Genomic DNA, 26,694 nt, shown 5'->3' on the forward strand with positions numbered 1-26,694 from the left:
GACCCGCCCGCAGGCGCGGCGGACGGGTGGCGGACGGCGGCCGCTGCGGGGATGGCTGGAGGCATGTCTGCGGGCTCCCGTGCCATCACTGGATGAAGCGGGCGTCGAAGGTGGCTTCGAGCTTTTCAGGCGCCTTGCGGATCACGCCGGCCTCCAGCAGGATCGGCACCGATTCCTTCATGAACTGCATGAGCTCGCCCGCGAAGAACTTCTGGTTGGCCGCCTTGTCCTGCCAGCGCAGGTAGGCCGACGACTTGGCGAACTGCTCGCCGCTTTGCTTGACGGCTGAGCCCATGATCTCGTTGGCCTTGGCCGGGTCGGTCTTGATCATCTCCAGCGCGTCGAAATAGGCGTTGGCCAGGCCTTGCGCAGCCTTGGCGTTGGCCTTCAGCCAGGTGGGCGCGCAGCCCACGGTGTCCATCACCATGGGGTAGTCGATGGTGGTGGCCAGTATCTTGCCGGCCTGCGGGTTGGCCCGTACGGTGGACAGGTAGGGCTCGTAGGTCATGGCGGCGTCGTTCTGGCCGGAGACGAAGGCCTGCGCGGCGGGCTGCGGCTCCAGCGAGACGGTCTTCACGTCCTTGAGCGTCATGCCGTTCTTGTTGAGCATCCAGGCCAGGCCGAAGTACGGCGCGGTGCCCGGGGCGCTCACGCCGATGGTCTTGCCCTTCAGGTCGGCGAAACCCTTCACGTCGTTGCGCACGGCCAGCCCGTCGGCGCCGTAGGACTTGTCCATCTGGAAGATCTGCACGATCGGTACGCCGTTGGCGTTCCACGCCACGTGGGTTTCCACGGTGGTGGCGGCGCACTGGATGGCCTCGGAGGCGAGGGCCAGGTGGCGGTCTTTCTGCGGAATCATCTTGAGTTCGACGTCGAGCCCGTGCTTCTTGAAGAGGCCGGCCTTGTCGGCCAGCGTGAGGGGAGCGAACCCCGTCCAGCCCGACATGCCCAGCGCGATCTTCACGTCCTGCGCCTGGGCCGGGCCCGCAAGCCCCGCCACCACACCGACGCCCGCGACTGCCAGCGACACCATTTTCACAACCGATCGGCCCATCATCTGCTCCTAGAAAAGATCGAGTCACGCACCCGCTCTGGGGCACGCACGTGCTGCTCCGACGCCCGGATCATGGCGGTGCGACAGGCCTGTCTATACAGGGTTAGTACGCAGACATCCGATATTCGGACGCGCAATCCCACCAGGCGGGAAGCCGAAAATCAGGCGGCACACCGCCCTGCTTTCCGTTGCGCCACCCCCTTGCAAGATCGGGGCCTGCCAAGGGGCGCCGCTGGACGAGAAAGAGTCAGAATATGTAGCTGCTATAATTTTTATAGCATTACCGCCATTAAAAACAGCGGTGGAAGGCATATTTTCCATTGACTGCGATGTCCGACTGCGTTCTGCCACGCGGGGTTCGGTGGCCGCAAACTGCCATGGCGGCCCGGTCTGGTGCAACCTGGAAAGCCGCCCTGCCCCAGTCCTGTGCAAGCCCGCAACGCCCTTTCGGAAACCGGCTTTGCGGGCGGGTCAGCCCCAGGGGCTGCGGGGCCCCTGGCCGTTAGAATTTGCCTTCATTCACAAAGCGCACGGCCATGAAGAAGCAACATCCGGCCCTTCTCTCCCTTCTGGAAACCCATGAAACCGCCATCCTCGACGAGTGGCTGGCCGAAGCGGGCACCCAGGATTCCACCCACCAACGTGCCACCGTGGCCGAAGCCCGCGAGTTGCTGCAGCTGCTGCGCAGCGCGCTGCAGGCCGGCGGCGATGCACAGGGCGCCAACGGCCCCGCCTGGCAAGACCTGAACGAAGCGCTCGAATCGCTCTCCCGCTCGCGCGCATCGCGCGGCCAGACGGCCGGCGAAACCACCGTCTTTCTTCAGGCGATGAAGAAGCCGCTGTTCTCCCTGCTGCAGCAAAAGGTGTCGGCCGCCGAAGACCTGGGCCCCGCACTGTGGTCCGCCACGGCGCTGATCGACCAGCTGGCGCAGCGCACCGCCAATACCTTCCAGCAAGCGCGCGAAGACATCATTCGCCGCCAGCAGGAGGAACTGCTGGAGCTGTCCACCCCCGTCGTGAAGCTGTGGGAAGGCGTGCTCGCCGTGCCCATGATCGGCGTGCTGGACAGCAATCGCACGCAGGTGGTCATGGAAACGCTGCTGCAGCGCATCGTGGAAACCGAATCGGAGCTGGCCATCATCGACATCACCGGCGTGCCTACCGTGGACACGCTAGTGGCGCAGCACCTGCTCAAGACCGTGGCGGCCATCCGCCTGATGGGCGCGGACTGCATCGTGAGCGGCATTCGCCCGCAGATCGCACAGACCATCGTGCATCTGGGCATCGACCTGCAAGGCATCCACACCCGCGCGAATCTGGCGGATGCGCTGTCGCTGGCCCTGCAAAAGACCGGCTGGCGCATCGCGCGCGCCGACTGAGCCGGAGCACCGCCATGGACCGCATTCCGATCCTCCGCATGGGGGAGACCTTGCTCGTGACCATTCAGGTCGACATGCAGGACCAGACCGCCCTGATGCTTCAGGAAGACCTGGCCGACCGCATCGCCAAGACCGGCGCCACCGGCGTGATGATCGACATCTCGGGCCTGGAGATCGTGGACTCCTTCGTGGGCCGCATGCTGAGCACCATCTCCGGCATCGCACGCATCCTCTCGGCCCACACTGTCGTGGTGGGCATGCAGCCGGCCGTGGCGATCACGCTGGTCGAGCTCGGGCTGTCGCTGGAAGGCGTGCGCACCGCGCTCAACGTGGAACGTGGAATGTTGCTGCTCGGCCGCATCCGCCAGGAGCACGGCCTTGGCCGCTGAACCGGCGGGCACGCTGCCGATCGCCTCGGAGCAGCACATCGTCCTGTGCCGGCAGACCGTTCGCGTTCTCTGCACGCAGCTGAAGTTTTCACTGGTGGACCAGACCAAGCTGATCACCGCCGCCAGCGAACTGTCGCGCAACACGCTGGTGCACGGCGGTGGCGGGCAGATGCGCTGGGAGACGCTGGAGCGCCAGGGCCGCCACGGCCTGCAACTGCATTTCGAGGACACCGGCCCTGGCATCTCCGACCTGAAGCTCGCCCTGACCGACGGGTGGACTTCGGGCGGCGGCATGGGCCTCGGCCTGCCGGGCAGCAAGCGGCTGGTGAATGAATTCGAGGTCCACACGGTGCCTGGCGAAGGCACCCGCGTGAGCATCACCAAATGGAAGTAGAGGCCGCCACGGGCAACAGCCCCAGGCTGCTCATGGGATGGACCCATACGGCCTTTCCGATGGGGGACGCAAGCCGCGTGGGCGAGGCTCGGCGTTTCGCCGCGCACGCCAGTGCCGCACTGGGCTGGGGCGACACCGACAGCGGGCGCCTGTCCATCGTCGTCACCGAGCTGGCGAACAACCTGCATCTGCATGCCCGCGAAGGGCAACTGCTGATCGCGGCGGTGCCCGCGCTGAATCTGGTGGAGGTCATCGCCATCGACCACGGGCCGGGCATCGACGACCTCCCCCAGTCCATGCGCGACGGCTACTCCACCGGCGGCACGCAGGGCACGGGCCTTGGCGCGGTGAAGCGGCTGGCGGACGATTTCGACATCCACTCTTCCGTGCCGCAGGGCACGGCCTGCGTGGCCCGAGTGCGCCAGCGCAAGGACGGCGGCGACGGCCCCGTGGTCCCGCCGCAAAGCCTGCGGGTGGGCGCCATCCGCCTGCCGCTGGCAGGCGAAGCCGTGTGCGGCGACGCCTGGGCCGTTGCGCTGGACGGGCCGCGCGCCGCCCTCTTCGTGGCGGACGGCCTGGGCCACGGCACAGAGGCGGCGAAGGCCTCCGGCGCTGCCGCTCAAGTGTTCCTCGACGGCCCGTTCGGCGACCTGCGCGAGCAACTGGAGCGCATGCACGTCGAACTGCAGACCACGCGCGGCGCGGCCATCTGCTGCCTGCGGCTAGACATCGATGCGGCCAAGGTGGTCAGCTCCGGCGTAGGCAACGTGGTGGCGCGGGTGGTGTCGGGCCTGTCGGACCGGTCCATCGCGACGCAGCACGGCACGGTGGGCATGACCATGCGCCGGCCGCAGGAGACCGCGACCGAACTGCCCTCCTACGCCCTGCTGATCGTGCACAGCGACGGCCTCGAAACCCGCTGGCACTCCTCCAATATCCAGCGCCTGCTGGGCAGCGACCCCACGCTGGTCGCGGCCGTGCTGCTGCGCGACCACCACCGGGCCCGCGACGACGCGACCGTGGTCGTGGTACAGAACACCCAGTGACCGAAAGCAACAAAATCCCCATGGACCGCACCTCCCCCGTACCCACGGCGGCGACGCAGGAATCGATCGAAGACCTGCGGGCCGCCCTTGCCGCAAGCCAACAGGAGATCCAGGACCTGCGCGCCGAACTGGAGGACACCAACCGCGGCGTGGTCGCGCTGTATTCCGAGCTGGACGAACAGGCAGACCAACTGCGCGACGCCACGGCCATGAAGAGCCGTTTCCTGGCCTACATGAGCCACGAGTTCCGCACGCCGATCAACTCCATTCGCAGCATCGCGCGCCTGCTCGCCGACCATGTGGACGGGCCGCTCAACCCCGAACAGGCCCGCCAGGTGAGCTTCATCCAGAGCACGGCCAGCGAGTTCTCGGACATGGTGGACGACCTGCTCGATCTGGCCAAGATCGAGGCCGGCCGCGTGGACATTTCCCCCGCCTGGTTCGAGATGCTGGATTTGTTCCAGGCACTGCGCGGCATGTTCAAGCCGGTGCTCACCAACCCGGAAGTGAGCCTGTATTTCGACGAGCCCGACGGCATTCCGCCGCTGTACACCGATGACCGCAAGCTCTCGCAGATCCTGCGCAATTTCATCTCGAACGCCCTCAAGTTCACGCCGCGCGGCGAGGTCCGCGTGTCGGTGACGAACCTGGAAGGCGAGCATGTGCGCTTTGCGGTGGCCGACACCGGCATCGGCATCGCCCCCGAGTTCCACGCGAGCGTGTTCGAGGACTACACGCAGATCGGCTCGTCGCTGCAAAAGCGCCTGCGCGGCACCGGACTGGGCCTGGCGCTCAGCCGCCAGCTCGCCGAGCTGCTCGGCGGCACGGTGGCGCTGGAGAGCACGCCGGGCGTGGGTTCGGTGTTTTCGCTCACGCTGCCGGTGCGCCTGCCGGGGAACGAATCCACCCTCGATGCCTCCCAAGAGCCCTCTTCAACCAGCACGCCGCAGGGCGGCCAGAAGGCGTAGCGAATGCTAGACGTCAGCGCCATCCACACGACCATCGACCGCGCCGCACACACCGTGCTGGTGGTGGACGACAACCCCGTCACCCGCTACTCCACCGTACGGGTGATTCGCGCCGCAGGCTTCAAGACCGTGGAAGCCGACACCGGCACCGAAGCCATCCGGCTGGCCGCGACCGACGTGTCGGCCGTGGTGCTGGACGTGCACCTGCCCGACATCGACGGGTTCGAGGTCTGCCGGGTCATTCGCCAACAGGACGGCACCGCCCTGCTGCCGGTGATGCATCTGTCCGCCGCTCACGTGCACAGCGAAGACCGCGTGACCGGCCTGAACGCCGGGGCCGATGCCTACCTGACCCACCCGGTGGAACCGGCGGTGCTCGTCGGCACGTTGCAGGCGCTGATCCGGGCGCGCATGGCCGAAGACGGCTTGCGCCGCAGCGACCGGCGCTTTCGCGCCATCTACAGCCAGGCGCTGGCAGGCATCGGCCTGATCAAGCCCGACGGCCGGTTCACCGACGTGAACCCCGCCATGACGCGCATGCTGGGCCGCTCGCGCGACGAGCTGCTGGGCCATCCCATCAGCGATTTCGCGCCCCCCGGATGGCTGGACTTCGTCACCGAGAAAACCGTGGGCGGCGAGCGGGGAGAGCCCTGGCAGGGAGAGTTTCCGCTGCAGCGCGCAGACGGCGCCTGGGTGTACCTCGAATGGAGCATTTCGGCCCACGTGGAGCCCGGCTTGCGCATGGCCATGGCCGCCGATATTTCGGAGCGCATGGAACTCGATTCGCGCCGCCAGGACGTGCTGGAGCGCGAGCAGGCAGCCCGCGCCACGGCCGAGCGGCTGAGCCGCACCAAGGACGACTTCATCGCCGTGCTGTCGCATGAGCTGCGCACACCGCTCAACGCCATTGCGGGATGGGTGCACATCCTCAAGCGCCGGGGCGGCACGCCCGAATTGCTCAAGGGTTTAGATTCGATCCACCGCAACGTCAAGGCGCAGGCACGCATCATTTCCGACATCCTCGATGTGTCGCGCATCAACAGCGGCAAGCTGCACCTTGAGCGGGAGTGGATCAACCCGGCCGATGTGGTGCGCTCCGCCATCGACGCCCTTCAGGCATCCATCGCTGAAAAGCGCCTGAGCGTCGAGCTGGAAGTGCACGACGCCAGCGCGCCCGCCTGGCTGGACCCGACGCGGTTTCAACAGATTTTCTGGAACCTGCTGACCAATGCCATCAAGTTCTCGCACGACGGGGCACGCATCGACGTCATCCTGCGGCGCGAGAAAGGCGTGCTCACCCTCTCGGTGCAGGACTACGGCCGAGGCATCGCGAGCGAATTCATCGACCACCTGTTCGACCGATTCACGCAGAGCGACTCACCGGACAACCGGCGCCACGGCGGCCTGGGCCTGGGGCTGTCGATCGTCAAGCAACTGACCGAACTGCATGGCGGCCGCGCCAAGGCCATGAGCGCCGGGCTCGACCGGGGAACCACCATGCAGGTGACGCTGCCGGTCGACCACAAGGGCGGCGAGCAGGCGCTGGACGCGCCGAACGGCGACGACACCCCCATCGACCCACCGATGACCGACCGCCCGCTGGCGGGCCTGGACATCCTCATCGTGGAAGACCATCCCGATGCCCGCGAGATGCTTACCGTGGTGCTCACCGACGGCGGTGCGCGACTGCGCGAGGCCGGCGATTACGACGCCGCCATGCTCGCCCTGGCCGACCGCTGGCCCGACGTGCTTGTGTGCGACATCGGCCTGCCGGGCCGCGACGGTTACGACCTCGTGCGCACCCTGCGCTCGATGCCGCTGCCCATCGGCAAGACCGCGCCGATCGCCGTCGCCCTGACGGCCTTCGCCCGCGCGCAAGATGCACAGCGCGCGCTGGAAGCCGGATTCGACGCCCACCTCGGCAAACCCCTGCAGCCCCACGCGCTGATGGCCACCATCAACCGACTGGCCGATTCGCGCTAGACCCGTGCCCATGAACCAACCTTCCGCTTCCGGCAGCGCGCGTTTTGCCCACATCTTCGTCGGCGACAGCGAGATGGCGCAGCGCATGCGTTGCCACGACTGGGAGGCGACGCCACTCGGGTCGCCAGAGTTCTGGCCCGACACGCTGAAGGTGGCGCTGCGCATTCTGCTGACGTCCCGTTTCGAGATGTGGCTGGGATGGGGGCCGGACATCGCGTTCTTCTATAACGACGCCTACCGCCCCACCCTGGGCGCCAAGCACCCGCATGCGCTGGGACGGCCGACCGCGCAGGTGTGGGCCGAAATCTGGGACCAGGTGAAGGACCGGATGCACGCCGTGTACGAGCGGGCCGAGTCCACCTGGGACAACTCGCTGATGCTGCTGCTGGACCGCGCCGGCTACCTGGAAGAGACGTATCACACGTTCTCGTACAGCCCGCTGCATGGCGACAACGGCCAGGTCGGCGGCCTGTTCTGCGCTGTGTCGGAAGACACGGGCCGCGTGCTCAGCGAACGCCGCCTGCGCCTGCTGCGCGAATTGGGCGCGGCACTGTCGGCCGTGAACAGCCGGCTGGAAGTGCTGGACACGTCCTGCGAACTCATGGGCCGGGCCCAGCGGGACCTGCCGTTCTCGCTTGTTTACCTATACGACGCCTCTGGCGCTGCCCACCTGGCCTGCAACGCAGGCATTGAACGGGGCCACCGGCTGGCCCCGGCCATGCTGGAGCCGCAATCGCAAGGCCCCTGGCAACTCGACCGGCTGCAGGCCGGCGAAGCATCGTTCACGGTGCCGCTGGAACTGGCAGACGATGTACCCGCGGGCGACTGGGACACCCAGCCGCGTGCAGCCTTCGTGGTGGCCTTGCCAGCGCAAGGGGGTGCGCGGACGGCCGGCTTCATGGTGTGCGCAGCCAATCCGCACCGGCCCATGCACGACGGGGAAGCGATGGCCTTCGTGCAATTGCTGGCGGGCCAGATCGCCTCGCGCCTGGCAGGCGTCGAGGTGCTGGAGGAAAGCACGGCAGAGCGCGATCGCCTGCGCAGCCTGTTCCAGAAGGCGCCGGGATTCATGTGCGTGGTGCGCGGGCCGCAGCATGTGTTCGAGTTCGTCAACGATTCGTACGTGCAGTTGATCGGGCACCGCAGCGTGGAAGGCAAGCCGGTGCGGCAGGCCCTGCCCGAACTGGAGGGCCAGGGGGTGTACGAACTGCTGGACGAGGTCTATCGCACCGGGGAGCCTTACATCGCCCAGGGCCTCAGGGTGCTGATCGAACAGAAACCCGGCATGCCGCTGGTCGAACGCTACCTGGACTTCATCTACCAGCCGACCGTCGACACGCAGGGCGAGATCAACGGGGTCTTCGCCGAAGGCTACGACGTGACGGAAAAGGTGGTGGCCGAGAAAGAATTGCGCGCGTTGAACAGCCACCTGGAAGCGCGTGTGGCCGAGCGCACGCGCGAAGTCGAAAACGCCCTGGAGCGCCTGACCATCGAGTCGCGTGAGCGCGAAGCCGCGCAGGACGCGCTGCGCCAGTCGCAGAAGATGGAAGCCGTCGGCCAGTTGACAGGCGGCCTCGCGCACGATTTCAACAACCTGCTGGCCACGATCACGGGCAGCCTGGAACTGCTGCACCGGCGCGTGGGCCAACGCCGCTACGACGACCTGGAGCGCTACGTGAGCGTGGGCCAGGGTGCAGCCAAGCGGGCGGCTTCGCTCACCCACCGCATGCTGGCCTTTTCGCGCCGACAGACGCTGGACCCCAAGCCCACCGACGTGAACCGCCTGGTGAAGGGCATGGAAGAGCTGATCCGCCGCACCATCGGCCCGGAAAACGAACTGGAAGTGGTCGGCGCCGTGGGGCTGTGGACCACGCACGTGGACCCGCACCAGCTCGAAAGCGCCCTGCTGAACCTGTGCATCAACTCGCGCGACGCCATGCCGGGCGGCGGCCGCCTCACCATCGAGACCGCCAACAAATGGATGGACGAGCGCGCGTCGCTGGACCGCGATCTGCCGCCGGGCCAATACGTGTCGCTGTGCGTGACCGACACCGGCACGGGCATGTCGCCCGACATCATCCACCGCGTGTTCGAACCCTTCTTCACCACTAAGCCGATTGGCATGGGCACGGGGCTGGGGCTGTCGATGGTCTATGGGTTCGCGCGGCAGTCGGGCGGCCAGGTGCGCGCCTATTCGGAGCCCGGCATGGGCACGACCATGTGCATCTACCTGCCGCGGCACGAAGCGATGGCGCAGGACTCCGATCTGCCGTCTTTGCCTTCAGCCGCTGGCGGCAAAGGCTCGGGCACGGTGCTGGTAGTGGACGATGAGCCCAGCGTGCGCTCGCTGGTGGTCGAGGTGCTGCAGGAGATGGGCTACGACACCATCGAGGCGCAGGACGGAGCATCGGGCCTGCTGGTGCTGCAGTCCAGCACCCACCTGGACCTGCTGATCACCGACGTTGGGCTGCCGGGCGGCATGAACGGCCGGCAAATGGCCGACAGCGGCCGCGTGTACCGGCCGGACCTGAAAATCCTGTTCATCACGGGCTATGCCGAGAACGCGGCCGTGGGCAATGGCCATCTGGAGCGCGGCATGCAGGTGCTCACCAAACCGTTCACGCTGGATGCGCTCGCACGGCGTGTGCAGGGAATGATCGCTCCGCCTTGAGAGCAGGCCGCCATTCCCGCGGTGGCGCGAAGCGACCTCCCTGCTGATGGCAGGGGCGGGCCGACCCTCTAGAATCTGCCGGCGGCGTACTCCGCCAAACCCGATCCCCCTGCCCTCCTTCAGTGTCACAGCGATTTCCTCTCCTTCCAGGCGCCCCGGCGCCGGAGACCGACTGCCTTGCGGCGCTGCGCCTTGCCACCAAGGAGTTGCATGCCCGACTCGACGCCAGCTTGCCGCTGGGCCGGGACGAAGCGACGCTGGAGGACTACCGGCACCACACGCTGGCCGTGAGCGCATGGCTCATGGCCCTGCACCCCTACCTTTCCACGCTGGAGCCGTTGGCACCGGGTTTCCGCTTTGCCGACCCTGCCCGACTGGACGCCTTGCAGCAGGATGCGCGCGATGCCCCTGGCGGCCATTCAAGCCTGGACGCTGACGAAGCACGCATCAGCGACTGCACGCACACGCTGGCAGACCGGGCCTTCACGGAGTCCGGGACTGCGCGCCAGACCGCCGTGTGCTGGGGACTGGCCTATGTGGTCGAAGGCTCGCAGTTGGGCGGGCAACTCCTCTACCGCCGCCTCGGCCCTCGGCTGGCGCCGCACCCTTTGCGTTATCTGCAAGGTGCAGGGCTGGACACGGGCGCGCGCTGGAAACGCTTCACCACGCTGCTGAACGCCAACGTGCACAGCGAGTTCGATGTCCGCATGGCTTGCGCAGGCGCGCGCGCCGGCTTCGAGGGCCTGCAGCGGGAATTCCAGGAACACGGGGTCTTCGCATGAGCCAGCTCCCGACACCCGGCACGCCCACCACGCTGGACAACTGCGACCGCGAGCCCATCCACCTGCCGGGCAGCATCCAGAACCACGGCACGCTGATCGCCGTGGACCGCGATGGCGTGGTCCGCTACGTGGGCGCCAATGTGGAGCCTCTGCTGCACTGCGCGGTGTCGGTCGGCGAGACGCTGGAGCAGAGCCGAGGCGAGCTTTGCCCGGCGATTGCCGCGCTGCTGGAAGACGGCGTGCGGGCCCTGCGGGGGGAACAGGACGTGCCCATGCCGGGCGAGCTGCAGGTGGGCGACCGGCACTTCGACGTCGTCCTGCACCTGAGCGGCGGGATGCTGGTGGCCGAGTTCGAACTGCGGCACCAGTCGAGCGGCGAATTGGCCGGCTTTGCCGTACAAGCCCACCGCGCCATGGAAAAGCTGCGCCGCCCGCGTGCCGTGCGTGACCTGCTGCAACTGGCCACCGAAGAATTGCGGGCCCTGACCGGCTTCGACCGGGTGATGGCCTACCGCTTTCGCCACGACAGCAGCGGCGAAGTGGTGGCCGAGTCGTGCATCGACACGCTCGACCCCTACCTTGGCCGGCGCTATCCCGCCAGCGACATTCCTGCGCAGGCGCGCCGGCTGTACGTGGCCAATACCTTGCGGCTGATCGCCGACGTGCGATCGACCACTGTCCCCTTGCTGCAGGAAGCCGGCGCGCTACCGCTGGACCTGAGCGGCAGCATTTTGCGCAGCGTGTCGCCGATCCACATCGAATACCTGTCCAACATGGGCGTGGGCGCTTCGATGAGCGTGTCGATCGTCATCAACGAGCAACTCTGGGGTCTGCTGGCCTGCCACCACATGTCACCCCGCCAGGTGCCCTACAGCGTGCGGATGGCCTGCGACGTGATCGCGCAGGTCCTGTCGGCAAACATTCAAAGCACCTCCACGCGATCGCACGTGGAACGGCTGCAGCAGGCCACCGCCGCGCGCACGCGCCTCGTCGAAGAAGTGCTGCACGCGGACGACGAATTCGCCGCCCTGTGCCAGCACGCGGCCGAGATGGCGACGGCGCTGCGCTCCGGGGGCGCATTGGTGGCGCACGGAGCCAAGCTCCAGGTCTTCGGCGAGGTGTCCGAGCAGGCGGGCAGCGCCATCGTGCGATGGCTGTCCGCCGAGCCTGCGTCCCAGGCGCAGGAGCGGCTGTTCCATACCCAGACGCTGCCGCTGGACGCACCGGCACTGGCCGGCGCGACGTCGCCCTGGTGTGGCGTGCTCGGCATTCCCTTCGACCGCGACCGGCAGGGCTGGCTCGTGTTTCTGCGCAAGGAGCAGATCGAAACCATCCATTGGGGTGGCAAGCCGGAGAAAGAAGTCCGCCCCGGCCCGCTGGGCCCACGGCTGACCCCGCGCGGGTCGTTCGATCTGTGGAAGGAAACGGTGCGCTCCACCGCCGAGCACTGGAGCACGCTGGAACTGGACGTGGCCCGGCAGCTGCTGGACGAACTGGTGCGGGTGCAGAACGCGCGCACCGCCGAAATCAACCGCACGCGCAACCAGCTCATGGCGGTGCTGGGCCATGACCTTCGTGACCCGCTGCATTCGATCAGCATGGCGGCGCGCGTGCTGGAGCAAGGCGGGGCCGATGGCGGGCGGGCCGGCCGGATCGGCCAGCGCATCCAGTCGTCGAGCAGCCGCATGCAGCGGCTCGTCAGCCAGGTGATGGACATGTCGCGCCTGCAAAGCGGACTGGGCCTGGACCTGCAGCGCACGGAAGTGGACCTGGTCGCGCTACTGAACGACCTGATGGACGAGGCACGCACGGCCCACCCCGGCACAGAGATCGTGGTCACCATTCCGGCAGCGCTGAGGGCGCAGGTCGATGCCGACCGCATCGCGCAGGTGGTGGTGAACCTGATCAGCAATGCCCGCCACCATGGCCAGACCGGACATCCCATCCAAGTGCATGCCAGCGCTACCGACGAATGGCACGAAATCGCGGTGCACAACGTGGCCGCGCCCATTGCCGACGATATCGCCGGCAACCTGTTCAGCCCTTTCAAGGCATCGTCGGGCGGCAATGCCCGCAACCGCTCGGGCATGGGGCTGGGGCTGTACATCGCCCACCAGATCGTTCTGGGCCACGGCGGCACCATCACCTACGAATACCGCTCGCCCCACGTCGTCTTCTCGGTCCGGTTTCCGCTGCAGAGCCGGGCACAATAGCGACCCCAGAAAACGGCTATTGAATCCCAGCGTTCGATGGCTTTCACAAGACACCGCACCGTCAGCGAAGCTCCCGCATGCCAGCAGACATTCTCATCATTGACGACAACCGCGACGCCGCCGAGCTGCTGAGCGACCTGCTGGACATGCAGGGCTACGCCGTCCGAATCGCCCACAGCGGCCACCAGGCGCTGCAGCTCATGGCGCAGCAACCCTCCTCCCTGTTCCTGGTGGACCAGCAATTGCCGGACATGCTCGGCACCCAGCTCGTCCCCCAGTTGCGCGCGGCAGCGGCGGGCCGGGCCTGCATCGCCATCGCCATCACCGGGCTCGGCCCAGCGGAACGCGCGGAGCTCACGGGTTTCGACCACGTGCTGGCCAAACCGCTGGCGTTCGACGTTTTCGACGCCCTTATCGCTTCCTGCGCGGCGCAGTTGGAGCAGCAGAACGGATAGCGCTACCTCGACCGGACCGCACGCCGGCTCTCACTCGAAGCCGGCCACTCAGCGGCCGGGCCCGCTCATGGTGATAATGCGTCGCTTCAAGGCGGATGTTTCCGACTGCCGGGCCTCGGTCACGCCGTTTTGGCAGTGGCCTTCCCTGGCGTCGCCAGCATTTCGCCGCCCCCTCGAAACGCTAGCGCCCGCCCACAAGGCCGGCGTTGCCCCGGGTGTCCTGGAGCCCCGTCAGTGTCTTGTGCCGGACTGGCCAGGGCTGTATGGACTCTTACACTCGACGCCGGAAACCCTCCATGCATGAAACTCCCGTCGATCCCTCCGCCGTCCTGCACCTGCTGGGCTATTCGCTGGCCCAGGCCCGCGTAGGGACCAACCGTGCTTTTTTCCAGGCGATCGGCGAGCCGATGCACCTGCGCCCGGTGGAATTTTCCCTGCTCATGCTGCTCATGCCGGGTGATGGGCTTTCCCAACGGCAACTGGCCCAGGCCCTCAGCCTGAGCGCACCGAACCTCACCCTGGTCGTGAGCCGTCTGCAAGGCCGGGGCCTGCTGGTGCGCGAGCGCAATCCGACCGACCGCCGCGCCCAGGCCATCCGCCTCACCGAAGAAGGACTGGCGGTCGCGCAACAAGCGCACGAGGCTTCGATGACCATGGAAGCCAGCCTGCGCAAGCACTACTCCGCAGCGGAATGGGCCTTGTTGCTGGAGCTTTTGCAGCGTGTGAGTCCGGAGGCGCTGGCCGCAAAGGAAGAAAAGGCGTCGCCTGCCCGGCACCTTTCACAGTCAAATCAGCCTCCAGCGTAATAAATCCGCCGGTGTATAGCTATTAAATTAATAGCAACCGGTTGAATGACATGGTCGGTGGACAGGAGCGCCCCGCCTTTGGCCGATGTACCAACGTGTCAATGGAGCGCTGTGAAGCGCTTCGTGTTTCTGTTGTGAAAAAGTGCACACCCCGCCAGCTTTCGGCTGGCGTTCCGCGCGCAATGCCTCTGCCCTGACAACGGCTGAGCTATGTAGGCACATGCCTACATCTGCAGGCAGGAACTTCCTGCAACCTATTGTTGCAACGCAACAGAAGATGGGTTTCAGGACCATCTGCATGCACCCCCATCCCCGCTTCCGCATCGACCGAAAAGCCTGCCATCGAGGCAGTCTGATCGGCCAGACGCCATGGAGCGCGATGGAGGTTACCGCAGAAGGATCGCCCCGCTTCGAGCGCGCGGCACAGGCATTGGAAGGGCACCGAAATGGTCTCTCCAATGCTTTCGTGCGTGTGAGCGAGGCGCCGAGGCCCGCTCTGATTTGCCACACCCAGCCTTTCCACGTCTGATCATTTGGGAGTTCCCACCATGTCACGCACCAAAAATGTTCTCGCCATCGTCATGGCAGGCGGCGAAGGCTCCCGCCTCCACCCGCTGACCGCCGAGCGCTGCAAGCCCGCCGTGCCGTTCAACGGCAAGCACCGCATCGTGGACTTCGTCCTGTCCAACCTGGTGAACTCGGAGATCTACTCCATTTACCTGCTGGTCCAGTACAAGTCGCAATCGCTCATCGAGCACATCCGCCAGTCCTGGACGATGACCCGATTCATCCCAGAGCACTTCGTGACCGTGGTGCCACCCCAGATGCGCAACGGCCCCGAATGGTTCCAGGGCACGGCCGACTCGGTCTACCAGAACATCCACCTCATCGAGAGCTTCCGCCCCGACATCGTCGCCGTGTTCGGCGCGGACCACATCTACCGCATGGACGTGCGCCAGATGATCGATTTCCACGTGGCCAACAACGCCCACGTCAGCGTGGCCACCCTGCCGGTAAAGCTGTCGCAGTGCGACCAGTTCGGCATCGTCGAGACCGACGACAACCACCGCATCACCCAGTTCGTCGAAAAGCCAAAGCACGCCAACCCCATGCCCGGCAGTTCGACGCATGCACTGGCGTCCATGGGCAACTACCTCTTCAACGCCGACGTGCTGCTCGACGCGCTGAAGCAGGCCCACGAAACCGGCCACAGCGATTTCGGCAAGCACATCCTGCCGACGATGCTGAAATCCCACCGCCTGATGGCCTACGACTTCGACACCAACACCATTCCCGGTACCGAGCCGTATGAAGAGCACGCCTACTGGCGTGATGTCGGCACCATCGATTCGTACTTCGACGCGCATTTCGACACGCTGGGCGCCACGCCGCGCTTTCGCATGACGAACCGCAACTGGCCCATCTATGCCAGCCCCGATCAGGCCGAATCCGCCCAGATCGAAAACGGCGTGATCCACCGCTCGGTGGTCGGCTCCGGCAGCATCGTGGACGGCGCATCGCTGGACCACGCCATGCTGCGCCGCTCGGTCGTCGTCGAGCGGGACGCACGGCTGGAGCACTGCATCGTGATGGAGCGCTCTCGCATCGGCCGCGGAGCCCAGGTGCGCCGCGCCATCATCGACCAGGACAACGATGTGCCAGCGCATGAACGCATCGGTTTCAACCTGGAAGAAGACCGCAAGCGCTTCCATGTGACCGAGAGCGGCATCGTCGTCGTGCCCCGCCAGTTCTTCACCACGCAAAAGGATGCCGGCAGCAGCACCGCCAGCATCGGCCGCGCCCGCGCTCCCGCCCCCATTGCCACCGACAGTGACCGGAAGGTAGCCGCATGAGCGCAGACGCGTTGAATGTTCCTCCGGCCCCCACCGCTGCATCACGATCCAGAAAAGTCCGCTACACCGTAGAACCCGGCCGCTATTGGCCCCAGGGCGCGACGGCCAGCCGGCATGGCGTGAACTTCGCCGTGTACGCTCCTTCCGCCGAGAAGGTGGAGGTGTGCCTGTTCTCCGACGATGACCAGGAGACGGCGCGCATTACGCTGCCGTGCCTCACGCGCGACATCTGGCACGGTTTGGTGAAGGGCCTGAAAGTCGGCCAGCGGTACGGTCTGCGTGTGCATGGCCCATACGAGCCGGCCAATGGCCAGCGCTTTAATCCCGCCAAGCTCCTGCTGGACCCGTATGCGCTGGCGCTCGACCGGCCAGTGCTAGGCCACGCCGAGCAGTTCGGCTATGAGCTGGACCAGGAAGAGGAAGACTTTCAACCCAGCACAGTCGACAACGGTGCCATGGCGCCCAAGTGCCGGGTCGTCAAATCCCGCTTCGACTGGGGCGACGATGCCCCGCCCCGCGTTCCTCCGCAAGACACGGTGTTCTATGAAGTGCATGTGAAGGGCTTCACCCAGACCATGCCCGGCGTGCCCGAGCCTTTGCGCGGCACCTATGCCGGGCTGGCCAGCGACGCGGCCATCGCGCACCTGCGCGAACTGGGCATCACCAGCGTGGAGCTGCTGCCGGTGCAGGCATTCTTGGACGACAAGCGGCTGGTAGACAACGACCTGACCAATTACTGGGGCTACAACACCGTTGCCTTTTTCGCCCCCGAGCCACGCTACAGCGCCTCGTCGGCCGACGGCGGTGTGGACGAGTTCAAGTCGATGGTGAAGACCCTGCATGCCGCCGGCCTGGAAGTGATTCTGGACGTGGTCTACAACCACACCGGCGAAGGCAACCACCTCGGCCCCACGATCAGCTTCAAGGGCATCGACAACGCCGCGTATTACCGGCTGTCGCCCGAGGATGCCCGCTACTACGTGGACTACACCGGCACCGGAAACACCGTCGACACCAGCAGCCCGGCGGCACTGCGCCTGATCCTGGACAGCCTGCGCTACTGGGTCACGGAAATGCGGGTGGACGGTTTCCGCTTCGACCTCGCCTGTGCCATGGGCCGCGATCCGTCCGGGGCGTTCACGCACCGGGCCGCGTTCTTCGCCGCCGTGGCGCAAGACCCGGTGCTGTCGCGCGTCAAGCTGATCGCCGAGCCTTGGGACCTGGGCCCTGATGGCTATCAGGTCGGTGGCTTTCCCGTGGGCTGGATGGAGTGGAACGGCCGCTACCGCGATTCGGTTCGCGACTACTGGCGCAATGCCGACAGCAGCCTGCCCTCGTTCGCTGCCTGCCTGTGCGGCAGTGCGGACATGCTGGCGCCCAGAAAGCGTCCGCCCACGGACAGCGTGAACATCGTGACGGTGCACGACGGCTTCAGCCTGGCCGACCTGGTGAGCTACAACGAAAAGCACAACGAGGCCAACAAGGAAGACAACCGCGACGGTGAGAACCACAATCGCAGCTGGAACTGCGGCGCCGAAGGCCCGTCCGACGATCCCGCGGTGCAGGCACTGCGGGCGCGGCAGATGCGCAACTTCATCGCCACCTTGTTCGTCTCTCACGGCACCCCGCTGCTGCTGGGCGGCGACGAAATGGCGCGCACCCAGCACGGCAGCAACAACGGCTACTGCCAAGACAGCGAGATCTCCTGGTACGACTGGAGCCAGGCGACCAGCGAAGCCGACCTGATGGGCTTCACCCGCGCATTGCTCGCCTTGCGCCACAGCCTGCCTGTGCTGCGCCCCGCCGTGCACCCGGCGGGCACCACGGGCCACCCAGCCTGCGTCGCACTGAACTGGCACAGCGTATGGGGCCTGCCGATGACCCAGGAGGAATGGGAAGACCCGCAAGTCCGCTGCGTGGCTGCGCTCATGGAAGGCCATGGCGACAGCGAGTCGGTCATGCTTCTGTTCAACGCAACGCCTGCGGACGCGGTCTTCACCCTGCCGCAGGACGAGCGGGGCCGCGTCTGGTCCGTGCGAGTGGACACGCGCACGGCAGAGGTGCCGCCTCCCGAGGCTGCGGACATTCAGGCGGGCGAGCAGTGGACGCTCCAGCCGCATTCCATGGCCGTATTGACAACCCCTTCCCGTCCCAGCCATTCATGAAGTACCGGCACGACATGCCGTTTGGCGCACGGCTCAATTCCCGTGGTGGCGCCGAATTCACTCTGTGGGCCCCTGCCGCTCGGCAGGTGGTCTTGCACCACGGTGCGTCGGCCGGTGGGCCGATGGCCGCCACGCCCGCGCAGTCGCGGCCGGATGGCTGGTGGCATGCCGAAATCCCGCAGGCCACGGGCGCCACACGGTACCAATGGCAAGTGAACGACGGGCCTCGGGTTCCCGATCCGGCATCGCGCAGCAACCCTGGCGGCCCGCACGAAGCGAGCGAGGTGACCGACCCTCACCACTTCGACTGGCAGGTGCCGTGGCAGGGTTTGCCATGGAGCGATGTGGTCCTGTACGAATTGCATGTGGGCACGTTCACGCCGCAAGGCACGCTGGCGGCAGCGCTGCAGCAGTTGCCCCGCCTGCGCGACCTGGGCATCACCGCCGTGGAGCTGATGCCGCTGGCCTGCTTCGGTGGCCGCCACGGTTGGGGCTACGACGGTGTGTTGCCGTTCGCGCCGCACCCTGATTACGGAACGCCCGACGACCTCAAGCGCTTCATCGACGGAGCGCACGCACTCGGGCTGATGGTGTTTCTGGACGTGGTCTACAACCACTTCGGTCCGGACGGCAATTACCTCGGCCTGTACGCACCCCAGTTCTTTTCGGAGAAGCACACCAGCCCCTGGGGCGCCGCGATCAACTTCGACGGCGACCAGAGCGAAGCGGTGCGGGAGTTCTTCATCCACAACGCGATGTACTGGATCGGCGAATTCCGCTTCGACGGTCTTCGGTTCGATGCCGTACATGCCATCGTGGACGACAGCCACCCGGGGTTTCTTGCGGAACTGTCGCAGCGCGTGCGCACGGCATTCGCAGGCCGGCACGTGCACCTGGTGCTGGAAAACGAAAAGAACCAATCAGAGCATCTGGCCCCGGGCGCCAAGCCCTCGCGCTACGACTCGCAATGGAATGACGACTTCCACCATGCGCTGCATGTGCTGCTGACCGGCGAGACCAAGGGCTACTACGCCGACTACGGCACGGAGCCTCTTGCGCTGATCGCCCGGTCTCTGACCAACGGCTATATCTTTGCGCACAGCGAGCGCGATGAGCATGCGCGCAGGCGTCAAGTGGTGGCAGCGGGGCCCGAGCCCCTGTCCACCATGGTCCAGTTCTTCGGCAACCACGACCAGGTCGGCAATCGGGCTTTCGGCGAACGATTGGCGCAACTGGTACCCGCGCCTGCGGTGGAACTGGCCCTGCTGATGACGCTGCTCGGCCCCGCCACGCCCCTGATTTTCATGGGCGACGAATTCGGTGCCACCACGCCTTTCCTGTACTTTGCCGATTGGCAAGGCGAGTTGCGAGATGCGGTCCGCAAGGGCCGCCTGCGCGAGTTCGGCCATGAAGTGCCACCAGGTGGCACCCTGCCTGATCCCTGCGATCAAGATACCTTCGCGCGAAGCCGCCTGGATTGGCAAGAGGCCGAAAGCCCCGAGGGCCAGGCTCGGCAGGCATTGCTGCGCGAGGCGCTTGCGGTGCGCCGGCAGTGGCTCAATCCCCGCTTGAACCGGCTTGCTCCGCGGGGCCACAGCGCCCAACGGGTGGGCAGCCGCGGCCTGCGGGTGCAATGGCAATACGAAGACGGCGCGCAATGGCGGATGGACATCAATCTTGGCGATGACCCCATCCCGGCACCCGCGCCCGACGATTCTCATGGAACCCTGCGGTTTTCACACCGCTGGAACAGCGACGACACCACCTGGGCCCCGTGGTCTGCCCGCTGGTGTTTCTTGGAGCCCAACGCATGACGGACCCTATCTCCGGTGAAGCACTGCGCCAACGCGCGCAGCTGGCCGGCATTGCCTTGCACTACACCAGTTTCTGGGGCGAACACCGGGAAGTCCCCGCGACAGTGATCGAGCGGGCCCTGGATGCCATGGGAGAACATGCGGACACCACGGCCGTGCCTTCTGCCGTATTGGTCACGCATGGCACCGCCAGCGATGTCCCGCTGGAAGCCGAAGGTCCCTGGCGCCTGTTCACCGCCGAGACGGCGGAGAGAACGCTGGTTTGCGAAGGCCACGGGACGACCGCGCAACTGCCCGCCTCGCTGGAGATGGGCTACTACGCGTTGCAGGCTGCCGGCTCTGCAAAAGAGCGCCTGGTCATCGTCGCCCCCGAGCATTGCTGGTCGCCGGAACCCCTGCGCCAAGGCGAGCGCTGGTGGGGTCTGAGCGCCCAGCTGTATGCGCTGCGCTCCGAGAGAAACTGGGGCATCGGCGATTTTTCCGATCTGACGGACCTGGTTTCCATCGCTGCGGGACAAGGTGCTGCGTTTGTCGGGCTGAGCCCCCTGCATGCGCTGCGGGCAGACCAGCCGGAGGCAGCCAGCCCTTACAGCCCATCCAGCCGGCTTGCACTGAACACGCTGTTCATCGATGTGGCAGCCGTGCCTGAATTCATGCGCAGCGCGGCCGCGCAGGCATTGTTTTCCGATGCGGCCTTTCAGCAGCGCCTTGGCGCGTTGCGGGCTTCGGACACGGTTCGCTATGCCGAAGTGACTACCGCCAAGCAGGAGATGCTGTCCCTGCTGTGGGATGAGTTCCTGCGCAGCGAATGGGAAGCCTCGTCGCCCCGTGCGGAGGCTTTTCGCGAGTTCATGCAGCGCAATGCCGATGTGCTCGGGCAGCATGCGCTGTACGAAGCCATCCAGTACCACCTCCATGCCATCGACCCCGGCGTCTGGGGATGGCCGGCATGGCCGGAAGCGATGCAGGACCCGCACGGCGCCGCGGTGAAGGCGTTTGCACAGGAACATGCCCAGCAGGTGCATTACCGGTTCTGGCTGCAATGGCTGGCGCACGAGCAACTGGACCGCGTCAGCCAGCGGGCCAGGGCCATGATGCCGCTCGGCCTCTACTGCGACCTGGCAGTCGGCGCCAACGATGGCGGCTCAGAGACATGGACCGGGCAAGGCCTGTACGCCCACGGCATGCGGGTCGGCGCGCCGCCCGACCCGCTCAACCACCAGGGGCAGGACTGGGGCCTACCCCCCATGAACCCGTGCGCGCTGGCCGCATCGCATTTCCTGCCGATGCGCCGGCTGCTGAAGAGCGTCATGCGCCCTGCTGGCGCCCTTCGCATGGACCATGTCATGGCGCTCATGCGCCTGTTCTGGACCAGCGCGGACGGCGGCACCTACGTTTCCTATCCGCTGGACGCGCTGCTGACGATCATGTCCATCGAAAGCCATCGCCAGCAATGCCTGGTGATCGGGGAAGACCTGGGCAACGTCGCGCCGCAAATGCGCGAAGCCATGGCACAGCGCACGCTGCTGTCCTATCGCCCTCTGATCTTCGAACGCGTGGACGGCGGTGCCTTTCGCGCACCGGCCCATTGGCCGCACCAGGCCCTCGCAGTGGTCAGCACCCATGATCTGCCGACTTTGCGCGGCTTCTGGGCCGCCGAAGACATCGATGTGCAATCGCGCCTGGGCTGGCTTTCGGCGCCCGACGCCCACGCACGGGCCCTCATGGACCGTGCCCAGGACCGGGTACGGTTGCTCATCGCGCTCAATGAAGAAGGCTTGCTTCCCGAAGGCGCCACCGCGGACCCGCAATCCGTGCCGGAGGCCAATGCGGACTTTGCGGCGGCCGTGCATCGCTATCTCGCGCGCACTCCGTGCTGGCTGGCGGCCGTGCAACTGGAGGACGTCACCGGCCAACTCGAACAGGTCAACGTGCCGGGTTCGACTGAAGCCATGCAACCCAATTGGCGGCGGCGCCTCAGCGTGCCGCTGGAAAAGCTGGCGACCCATGCCTGCTTCTCAGCCATCGCTGCTGCAATGCGCGCCGAGCGCGGCGGAGCCGCCCTGCCCTTCAGCGAGGCGCTGCCTGCGCTCGACACGGCAGACATTCCGCTCGCCACCTACCGCGTGCAGTTCCACGAAGGCAATACGTTCGAGCAGGTAACGCGCGCGGTACCTTATCTTCACGCGTTGGGCATCAGCCACCTCTACAGCTCGCCCTACCTGAAGGCAGTGCCCGGCAGCACGCACGGCTACAACGTGGTGGACCCGACGCGCTTGAACCCCGAGGTCGGCTCCGAAACCACCCACGCTGCGCTGTGCGAAGCCCTGCAGGCGCACGGCCTCAGCCAGGTGCTCGACATCGTCCCCAACCACATGGGCGTGCTGGACGCCAACAACCCCTGGTGGCAAGACGTTCTGGAACACGGACGCGCATCGGCCCACGCTGGCACATTCGACATCGAATGGGAGCCGACGGCGCCTGACATGCACGGCCGGGTGCTGCTGCCCATGCTGGGCGGGCACTACGGCCGGGTGCTGGAATCCGGCGAGCTGCAGATGGCTTTCGACGCAAAGTGCGGCCGCTTCAGCGTGCGCTACTGGGACCACGAACTTCCCATCGATCCGCAGCATTACGCGCGCATCTTCGCGGCAGTGGCGCCACCCATCTCGGGCGGTGATCGGGACGGAGACAGCCTCGCGCAGATGCAGTCGCTGGTGGATGCCTTCGGCAACCTCCCGTCGCGCAACGCGGTGGACGACAACGAGCGCGCCATGCGCCAGCGGGATGCACCGCTGCACCAGCGCCGGCTCGCAGAACTGGCCGCTGAACACCCCTGGGTGCGGCAGTGGATCGACGCGCTCTTGACGCAGTGGAATGGCCACAAGGAAACCCCTGAGAGTTTCGACGCGCTCGACCAGCTGCTCCGTGACCAGGCCTATCGGCTTGCGGACTGGCGTGTAGCCGGTGACGACATCAACTACCGCCGGTTCTTCGATGTCAATTCGCTGGCCGCGGTGCGGATGGAAGATCCTGCGGTGTTCGAAGCCGCGCATGCCTGCATCTTCCGCTGGCTGGCGGAAGGCAAGATTTCCGGGCTGCGCATCGACCACCCGGACGGCCTGGCCGATCCGGCGCAATATTTCGATCGCCTGCAACGGCGCTACGCCTCGCTTGCACGTGCTGCGGGCCGCGAGCCGCGAGCGTTGTACCTCATCGTCGAGAAGATTCTGGCGGACCACGAGCCCCTTCCCCAGGACTGGCCCGTGCACGGAGCCACAGGCTACCGCTTCAGCAGCCTGGTCAACGGGCTCTTCGTGGAGCCAGCGTCCCAGGCCGCGTTCGACGATGCGTACTCCGCGTTCACCGGAGACCGCAAGGAATTCGAAGAGGCAGTGCACGAGTGCAAGAAGCACATCATCGAAACCTCGCTGTTCAGCGACCTGGGTTGGCTGGCTGACACGCTCTACAACATCAGCCGCACCGATCGCAAGACCTGTGATTTCACACGCAACCAACTGCGCATTGCGCTGACGGAAGTAGCGGCAGTGTTTCCGGTCTATCGCACGTATATCGCGCCCGACGGCACGGGCTTGTCCGATACCGACCGGCAGCACATCGAATGGACGATTGCCTCCGCACGCCGCCGGATGGGTACGGCGGAAGGCGGTGTACTGGCATACCTGCAAGGCGTTTTCCTAGGCACGGAAGGGCAGCATGCGCCCGAGCTGCGCGGCGCGTTCCTGCGCCGCTGGCAGCAGTTCACGGCGCCGGTGATGGCCAAGTCGGTGGAAGACACCGCCTTCTACCGCTACGTGCGCCTGGTGTCCCTCAACGATGTCGGCTCCGAGCCGCGGCGTTTCGGCCTGTCCGGTGCCGCATTTCACCAGGCCAATCTGCAGCGCTCACGGCGGCTGCCGCACGGTCTGCTGGCGACCTCGACCCATGACAGCAAACGCTCGGAAGACCTGCGCGCTCGCCTGAACGTGCTGTCCGAGATACCGGCGTTGTGGGAAGACACGGCGATCCAGCTGCGCGAACTCGGCACACGCTTCAGCACTGAAGTGGACGGGGTCACGGTACCGAGCGCGCACGACCTCTGGGCGCTGTATCAGGCACTGGTCGGCATCTGGCCGGCAGGCGGGGCCGACGTGCAAGAACGCATCAGCTTGCGGGAACGCGCGAAGGAATACATGGTCAAGGCCATGCGCGAGGCCAAGCAGGCCACGAACTGGCTCTTTCCCAACGAAGCCTATGAAGCAGCCGTGCATCGCTATATCGATGGTGCGCTGTCGACCGAGCGTTTCGTGCGCGAACTGGAGAAGTTCGTCCAGGCCGTAGCGCCTTATGGCTTTCAGAACAGCCTGTGCCAACTCGCACTGAAACTCACGGTACCGGGCGTACCCGACATCTACCAAGGCTGTGAGCAATGGAATTTCAGCCTGGTGGACCCGGACAACCGCCGCCCTGTGGATTTCGAAGCCCTGGAACGCTCACTGGAGCAGGTGCAGTCTCTGTACGCCCAGGGCTACCCCTCGGTACAGGCATGGACCGACATGCTGACGGCCGTGCCCGATGCAAAGGTCAAGCAGTTGGTGACCTGGCGGCTGCTGCAACTACGCCAGAAGATGCCCGACCTGTTCTTGAGCTCCACCTACCTGCCGTTGACCATCGAAGGACCGAGCGCCGAGCATGCCGTTGCCTTTGCGCGCATCCGTGACGGCAAAGCCATGGTGGTGATCTGCTCACGCCTGTTGTACGGTCTGACCGAGATGGGCTGGCGAGGCACTCGCTTCGCCATTGCGCCAGCCCATCCGGTGCTGGGGAAAGTTGCCCGGTGGAAGAACTGGGTGACCGGCGCGACGATGGCGGCCGAAGCAGAAGACGGCATCGAAATCGAGACTCTCATGGGCGAAGCACAGCCGCAGGGAGGAGCCCTTCCCTTCGTCGTACTGGTGCCAGAAGACATCGAATGAAAGCGCTGTTCGAATGAAAGTGCTCTTTGCTACTTCCGAATGTGCGCCGCTGGTGAAAACCGGCGGGCTTGGCGATGTGAGCGCCGCACTGCCGCGCGCATTGGCAGCGTTGGGACATGAGGTAGCGCTGCTGATGCCGGCCTATGGCGACATGGTCCTTGCCGGTCAGATCGTGGGGTTGTTCGCAATTGCTCCGCATGGCCCCTGGCCCGCGGCGCAGTTGATCCGATTGCGCCAGGACGACGGCTTCGTCCTTTATTTGCTTTCGTGCCCGCAACTGTATGCACGTGCAGGCACGCCCTACGGCAGCCCGGACGGTGCTGACCACGCGGACAACGCGTTTCGCTTTGGCCTGCTCAGCCGCGTGGCGGCAATGATCGGTACGCAAAACAGTCCCTGTGGATGGCAGGCCGATATCGTCCACGCCAATGACTGGCCTACCGGACTGGCGCCCTTGTATCTTGCCCAGGCACGGGCCGAAGCCAGCCCCAGCGGGGCGCCCGTAGCACGCAGCCTGGTCACCATTCATAACCTGGCGTTCCAGGGCGTCTTTCCACTGCAGGCTTGCGAGTCGCTGGACATTCCGACCGAACTCAGGGGCGTGGATGGCGTCGAATTCTGGGGCCAGATGTCGATGCTCAAGGCGGGCTTGAACTTTGCAGACGCCATCACTACTGTCAGCCCGACCTATGCGCGAGAAATCCAGAGTGCCGAGCTGGGCTTCGGCCTGGATGGGGTGTTGAGGGAGCGCTCCCATGTGCTGCACGGCATCCTCAACGGTATCGATGGCACGATTTGGGACCCAGCCAATGATCCGCTTATCGCAGCGCCGTACAGCGTGGAGAGCCCATCTGGTAAAGCCCTGAACAAAACCGCGCTGCGACAGCAATGTGGCCTGGACGCGGGGGAAAACCGCATGCTGTTTGGATTGGTGGGGCGGCTGACCCACCAAAAAGGTGTGGATCTGATCCTTGCAGGCGCCGAGCGCATGTTGCAGCAAGGTGCCCAACTGGTTGTGTTGGGCAGTGGTGATGCGGCCATGCAAGCCCGGTTCATGGAGCTTGCGTCCCGACATCCTGCGCATGTCAGCGTCACCTTGGGTTTCAATGAGTCGTTGGCCCATCAAATCGAAGCCGGGGCGGATTGCTTTCTCATGCCCTCGCGCTTCGAGCCGTGCGGGCTCAACCAGATGTACAGCCAAATCTACGGGACGCCGCCGATCGTCACTCGGACGGGTGGCCTTGCGGACTCGGTGGTCGATGCCGACTCAGACCAAGGCCAAGGAACGGGGTTTGTCATGCCGGCAGCCACGCAGGAAATGTTCGACGACGCGGTGCAACGCGCCATCGCTGCATGGAAGTCACCGGTTGCTTGGGAGTCGCTGCAGCGCGCGGGCATGCGCCAGGAGTTCGGCTGGGAAGCATCAGCGAATGCCTATGCCGGGCTTTACGCTCAACTGCTGCAAACATGAGAAGTTAGCCGCCCTATTGTTCTCTTCTGTCCTACAAAAAACATTAAGAACGGAGGAAATACTCATCGAGTGCCACGGTAAAGAGGCACATAAAAGGTACTCGTACCTCGACCTCGGCCCCTGCACTTTCTAGGAGATAGAAATGACCCGTAAATCCTGGCCCTTCCTGTCCACGTACCAAGAGCGCAGCCCCGAGCAACGTGTTGCCCCAACGTCAGACGCAACGCGAATGTCCGCACGGTCCATTCCGATATCGCTCGGCACGGACGGCGTCA

General features: G+C 65.8%; 17 protein-coding genes. 16 read left to right on the top strand and 1 reads right to left on the bottom strand.

The genetic code is table 11. The features are described 5' to 3' along the window. Window positions 1-85: 85 nt before the first annotated feature. Window positions 86-1,054: an ABC transporter substrate-binding protein gene (locus BLT03_RS02010; protein WP_092740090.1), complete on the bottom strand. Its 969-nt coding sequence runs from the start codon at window positions 1,052-1,054 to the stop codon at window positions 86-88. A gap of 536 nt (window positions 1,055-1,590) precedes the next feature. Here BLT03_RS02010 and BLT03_RS02015 point away from each other — a divergent pair. The 16 genes from BLT03_RS02015 (at window position 1,591) to glgA (ending at window position 26,419) form a co-directional block, all read left to right on the top strand. Then, complete coding sequence (locus BLT03_RS02015) at window positions 1,591-2,433, top strand: STAS domain-containing protein (RefSeq protein WP_092739758.1); 843 nt, start codon at window positions 1,591-1,593, stop codon at window positions 2,431-2,433. A gap of 14 nt (window positions 2,434-2,447) precedes the next feature. Then, window positions 2,448-2,822, top strand: coding sequence for an STAS domain-containing protein (locus tag BLT03_RS02020; RefSeq protein WP_092739760.1), 375 nt, complete (start codon window positions 2,448-2,450; stop codon window positions 2,820-2,822). Then, window positions 2,812-3,216, top strand: coding sequence for an anti-sigma regulatory factor (locus BLT03_RS02025; protein WP_092739762.1), 405 nt, complete (start codon window positions 2,812-2,814; stop codon window positions 3,214-3,216). The genes BLT03_RS02020 and BLT03_RS02025 overlap by 11 nt, the downstream gene beginning before the upstream one ends. Continuing rightward, window positions 3,207-4,262 carry an ATP-binding protein gene (locus BLT03_RS02030; RefSeq protein WP_092739764.1) on the top strand — a complete coding sequence of 352 codons (1,056 nt, stop codon included), beginning with the start codon at window positions 3,207-3,209 and terminating at the stop codon, window positions 4,260-4,262. The genes BLT03_RS02025 and BLT03_RS02030 overlap by 10 nt, the downstream gene beginning before the upstream one ends. A 20-nt stretch (window positions 4,263-4,282) precedes the next feature. Beyond that, window positions 4,283-5,230: a sensor histidine kinase gene (locus BLT03_RS02035; RefSeq protein WP_092739766.1), complete on the top strand. Its 948-nt coding sequence runs from the start codon at window positions 4,283-4,285 to the stop codon at window positions 5,228-5,230. A gap of 3 nt (window positions 5,231-5,233) precedes the next feature. Continuing rightward, window positions 5,234-7,213: a hybrid sensor histidine kinase/response regulator gene (locus BLT03_RS02040; protein ID WP_092739768.1), complete on the top strand. Its 1,980-nt coding sequence runs from the start codon at window positions 5,234-5,236 to the stop codon at window positions 7,211-7,213. Window positions 7,214-7,223: 10 nt separating this feature from the next. Further along, on the top strand, window positions 7,224-9,884 hold the full coding sequence (locus tag BLT03_RS02045) for an ATP-binding protein (RefSeq protein WP_092739770.1): 2,661 nt from the start codon (window positions 7,224-7,226) through the stop codon (window positions 9,882-9,884). A gap of 122 nt (window positions 9,885-10,006) precedes the next feature. Next, window positions 10,007-10,666, top strand: a complete 660-nt coding sequence (locus BLT03_RS02050; protein WP_092739772.1) for a biliverdin-producing heme oxygenase — start codon at window positions 10,007-10,009, stop codon at window positions 10,664-10,666. Beyond that, window positions 10,663-12,879 carry an ATP-binding protein gene (locus BLT03_RS02055; protein ID WP_092739774.1) on the top strand — a complete coding sequence of 739 codons (2,217 nt, stop codon included), beginning with the start codon at window positions 10,663-10,665 and terminating at the stop codon, window positions 12,877-12,879. Before BLT03_RS02050 ends, BLT03_RS02055 begins: the two co-directional genes overlap by 4 nt. Before the next feature lie 77 nt (window positions 12,880-12,956). Continuing rightward, complete coding sequence (locus tag BLT03_RS02060) at window positions 12,957-13,334, top strand: response regulator (RefSeq protein WP_092739776.1); 378 nt, start codon at window positions 12,957-12,959, stop codon at window positions 13,332-13,334. Between the two features lie 296 nt (window positions 13,335-13,630). Beyond that, window positions 13,631-14,140 carry a MarR family winged helix-turn-helix transcriptional regulator gene (locus BLT03_RS02065; RefSeq protein ID WP_175537629.1) on the top strand — a complete coding sequence of 170 codons (510 nt, stop codon included), beginning with the start codon at window positions 13,631-13,633 and terminating at the stop codon, window positions 14,138-14,140. 548 nt (window positions 14,141-14,688) lie between these two features. Further along, window positions 14,689-15,993, top strand: a complete 1,305-nt coding sequence (locus BLT03_RS02070; protein WP_092739780.1) for a glucose-1-phosphate adenylyltransferase — start codon at window positions 14,689-14,691, stop codon at window positions 15,991-15,993. After that, window positions 15,990-18,158 (top strand): glycogen debranching protein GlgX, encoded by a 2,169-nt coding sequence (glgX, locus tag BLT03_RS02075; RefSeq protein WP_092739782.1) that lies wholly within the window; start codon window positions 15,990-15,992, stop codon window positions 18,156-18,158. Before BLT03_RS02070 ends, glgX begins: the two co-directional genes overlap by 4 nt. Continuing rightward, window positions 18,155-19,972, top strand: coding sequence for a malto-oligosyltrehalose trehalohydrolase (gene treZ / locus BLT03_RS02080; RefSeq protein ID WP_092739784.1), 1,818 nt, complete (start codon window positions 18,155-18,157; stop codon window positions 19,970-19,972). The genes glgX and treZ overlap by 4 nt, the downstream gene beginning before the upstream one ends. Then, window positions 19,969-24,948, top strand: a complete 4,980-nt coding sequence (locus tag BLT03_RS02085; RefSeq protein ID WP_092739786.1) for a malto-oligosyltrehalose synthase — start codon at window positions 19,969-19,971, stop codon at window positions 24,946-24,948. The genes treZ and BLT03_RS02085 overlap by 4 nt, the downstream gene beginning before the upstream one ends. A 13-nt stretch (window positions 24,949-24,961) precedes the next feature. Continuing rightward, entirely contained in the window at window positions 24,962-26,419 is a 1,458-nt protein-coding gene (gene glgA / locus BLT03_RS02090) for a glycogen synthase GlgA (protein ID WP_092739788.1), read from the top strand. Window positions 26,420-26,694 lie beyond the last annotated feature (275 nt).

Source organism: Paracidovorax valerianellae (assembly GCF_900102625.1).
GTDB lineage: Bacteria > Pseudomonadota > Gammaproteobacteria > Burkholderiales > Burkholderiaceae_C > Paracidovorax > Paracidovorax valerianellae.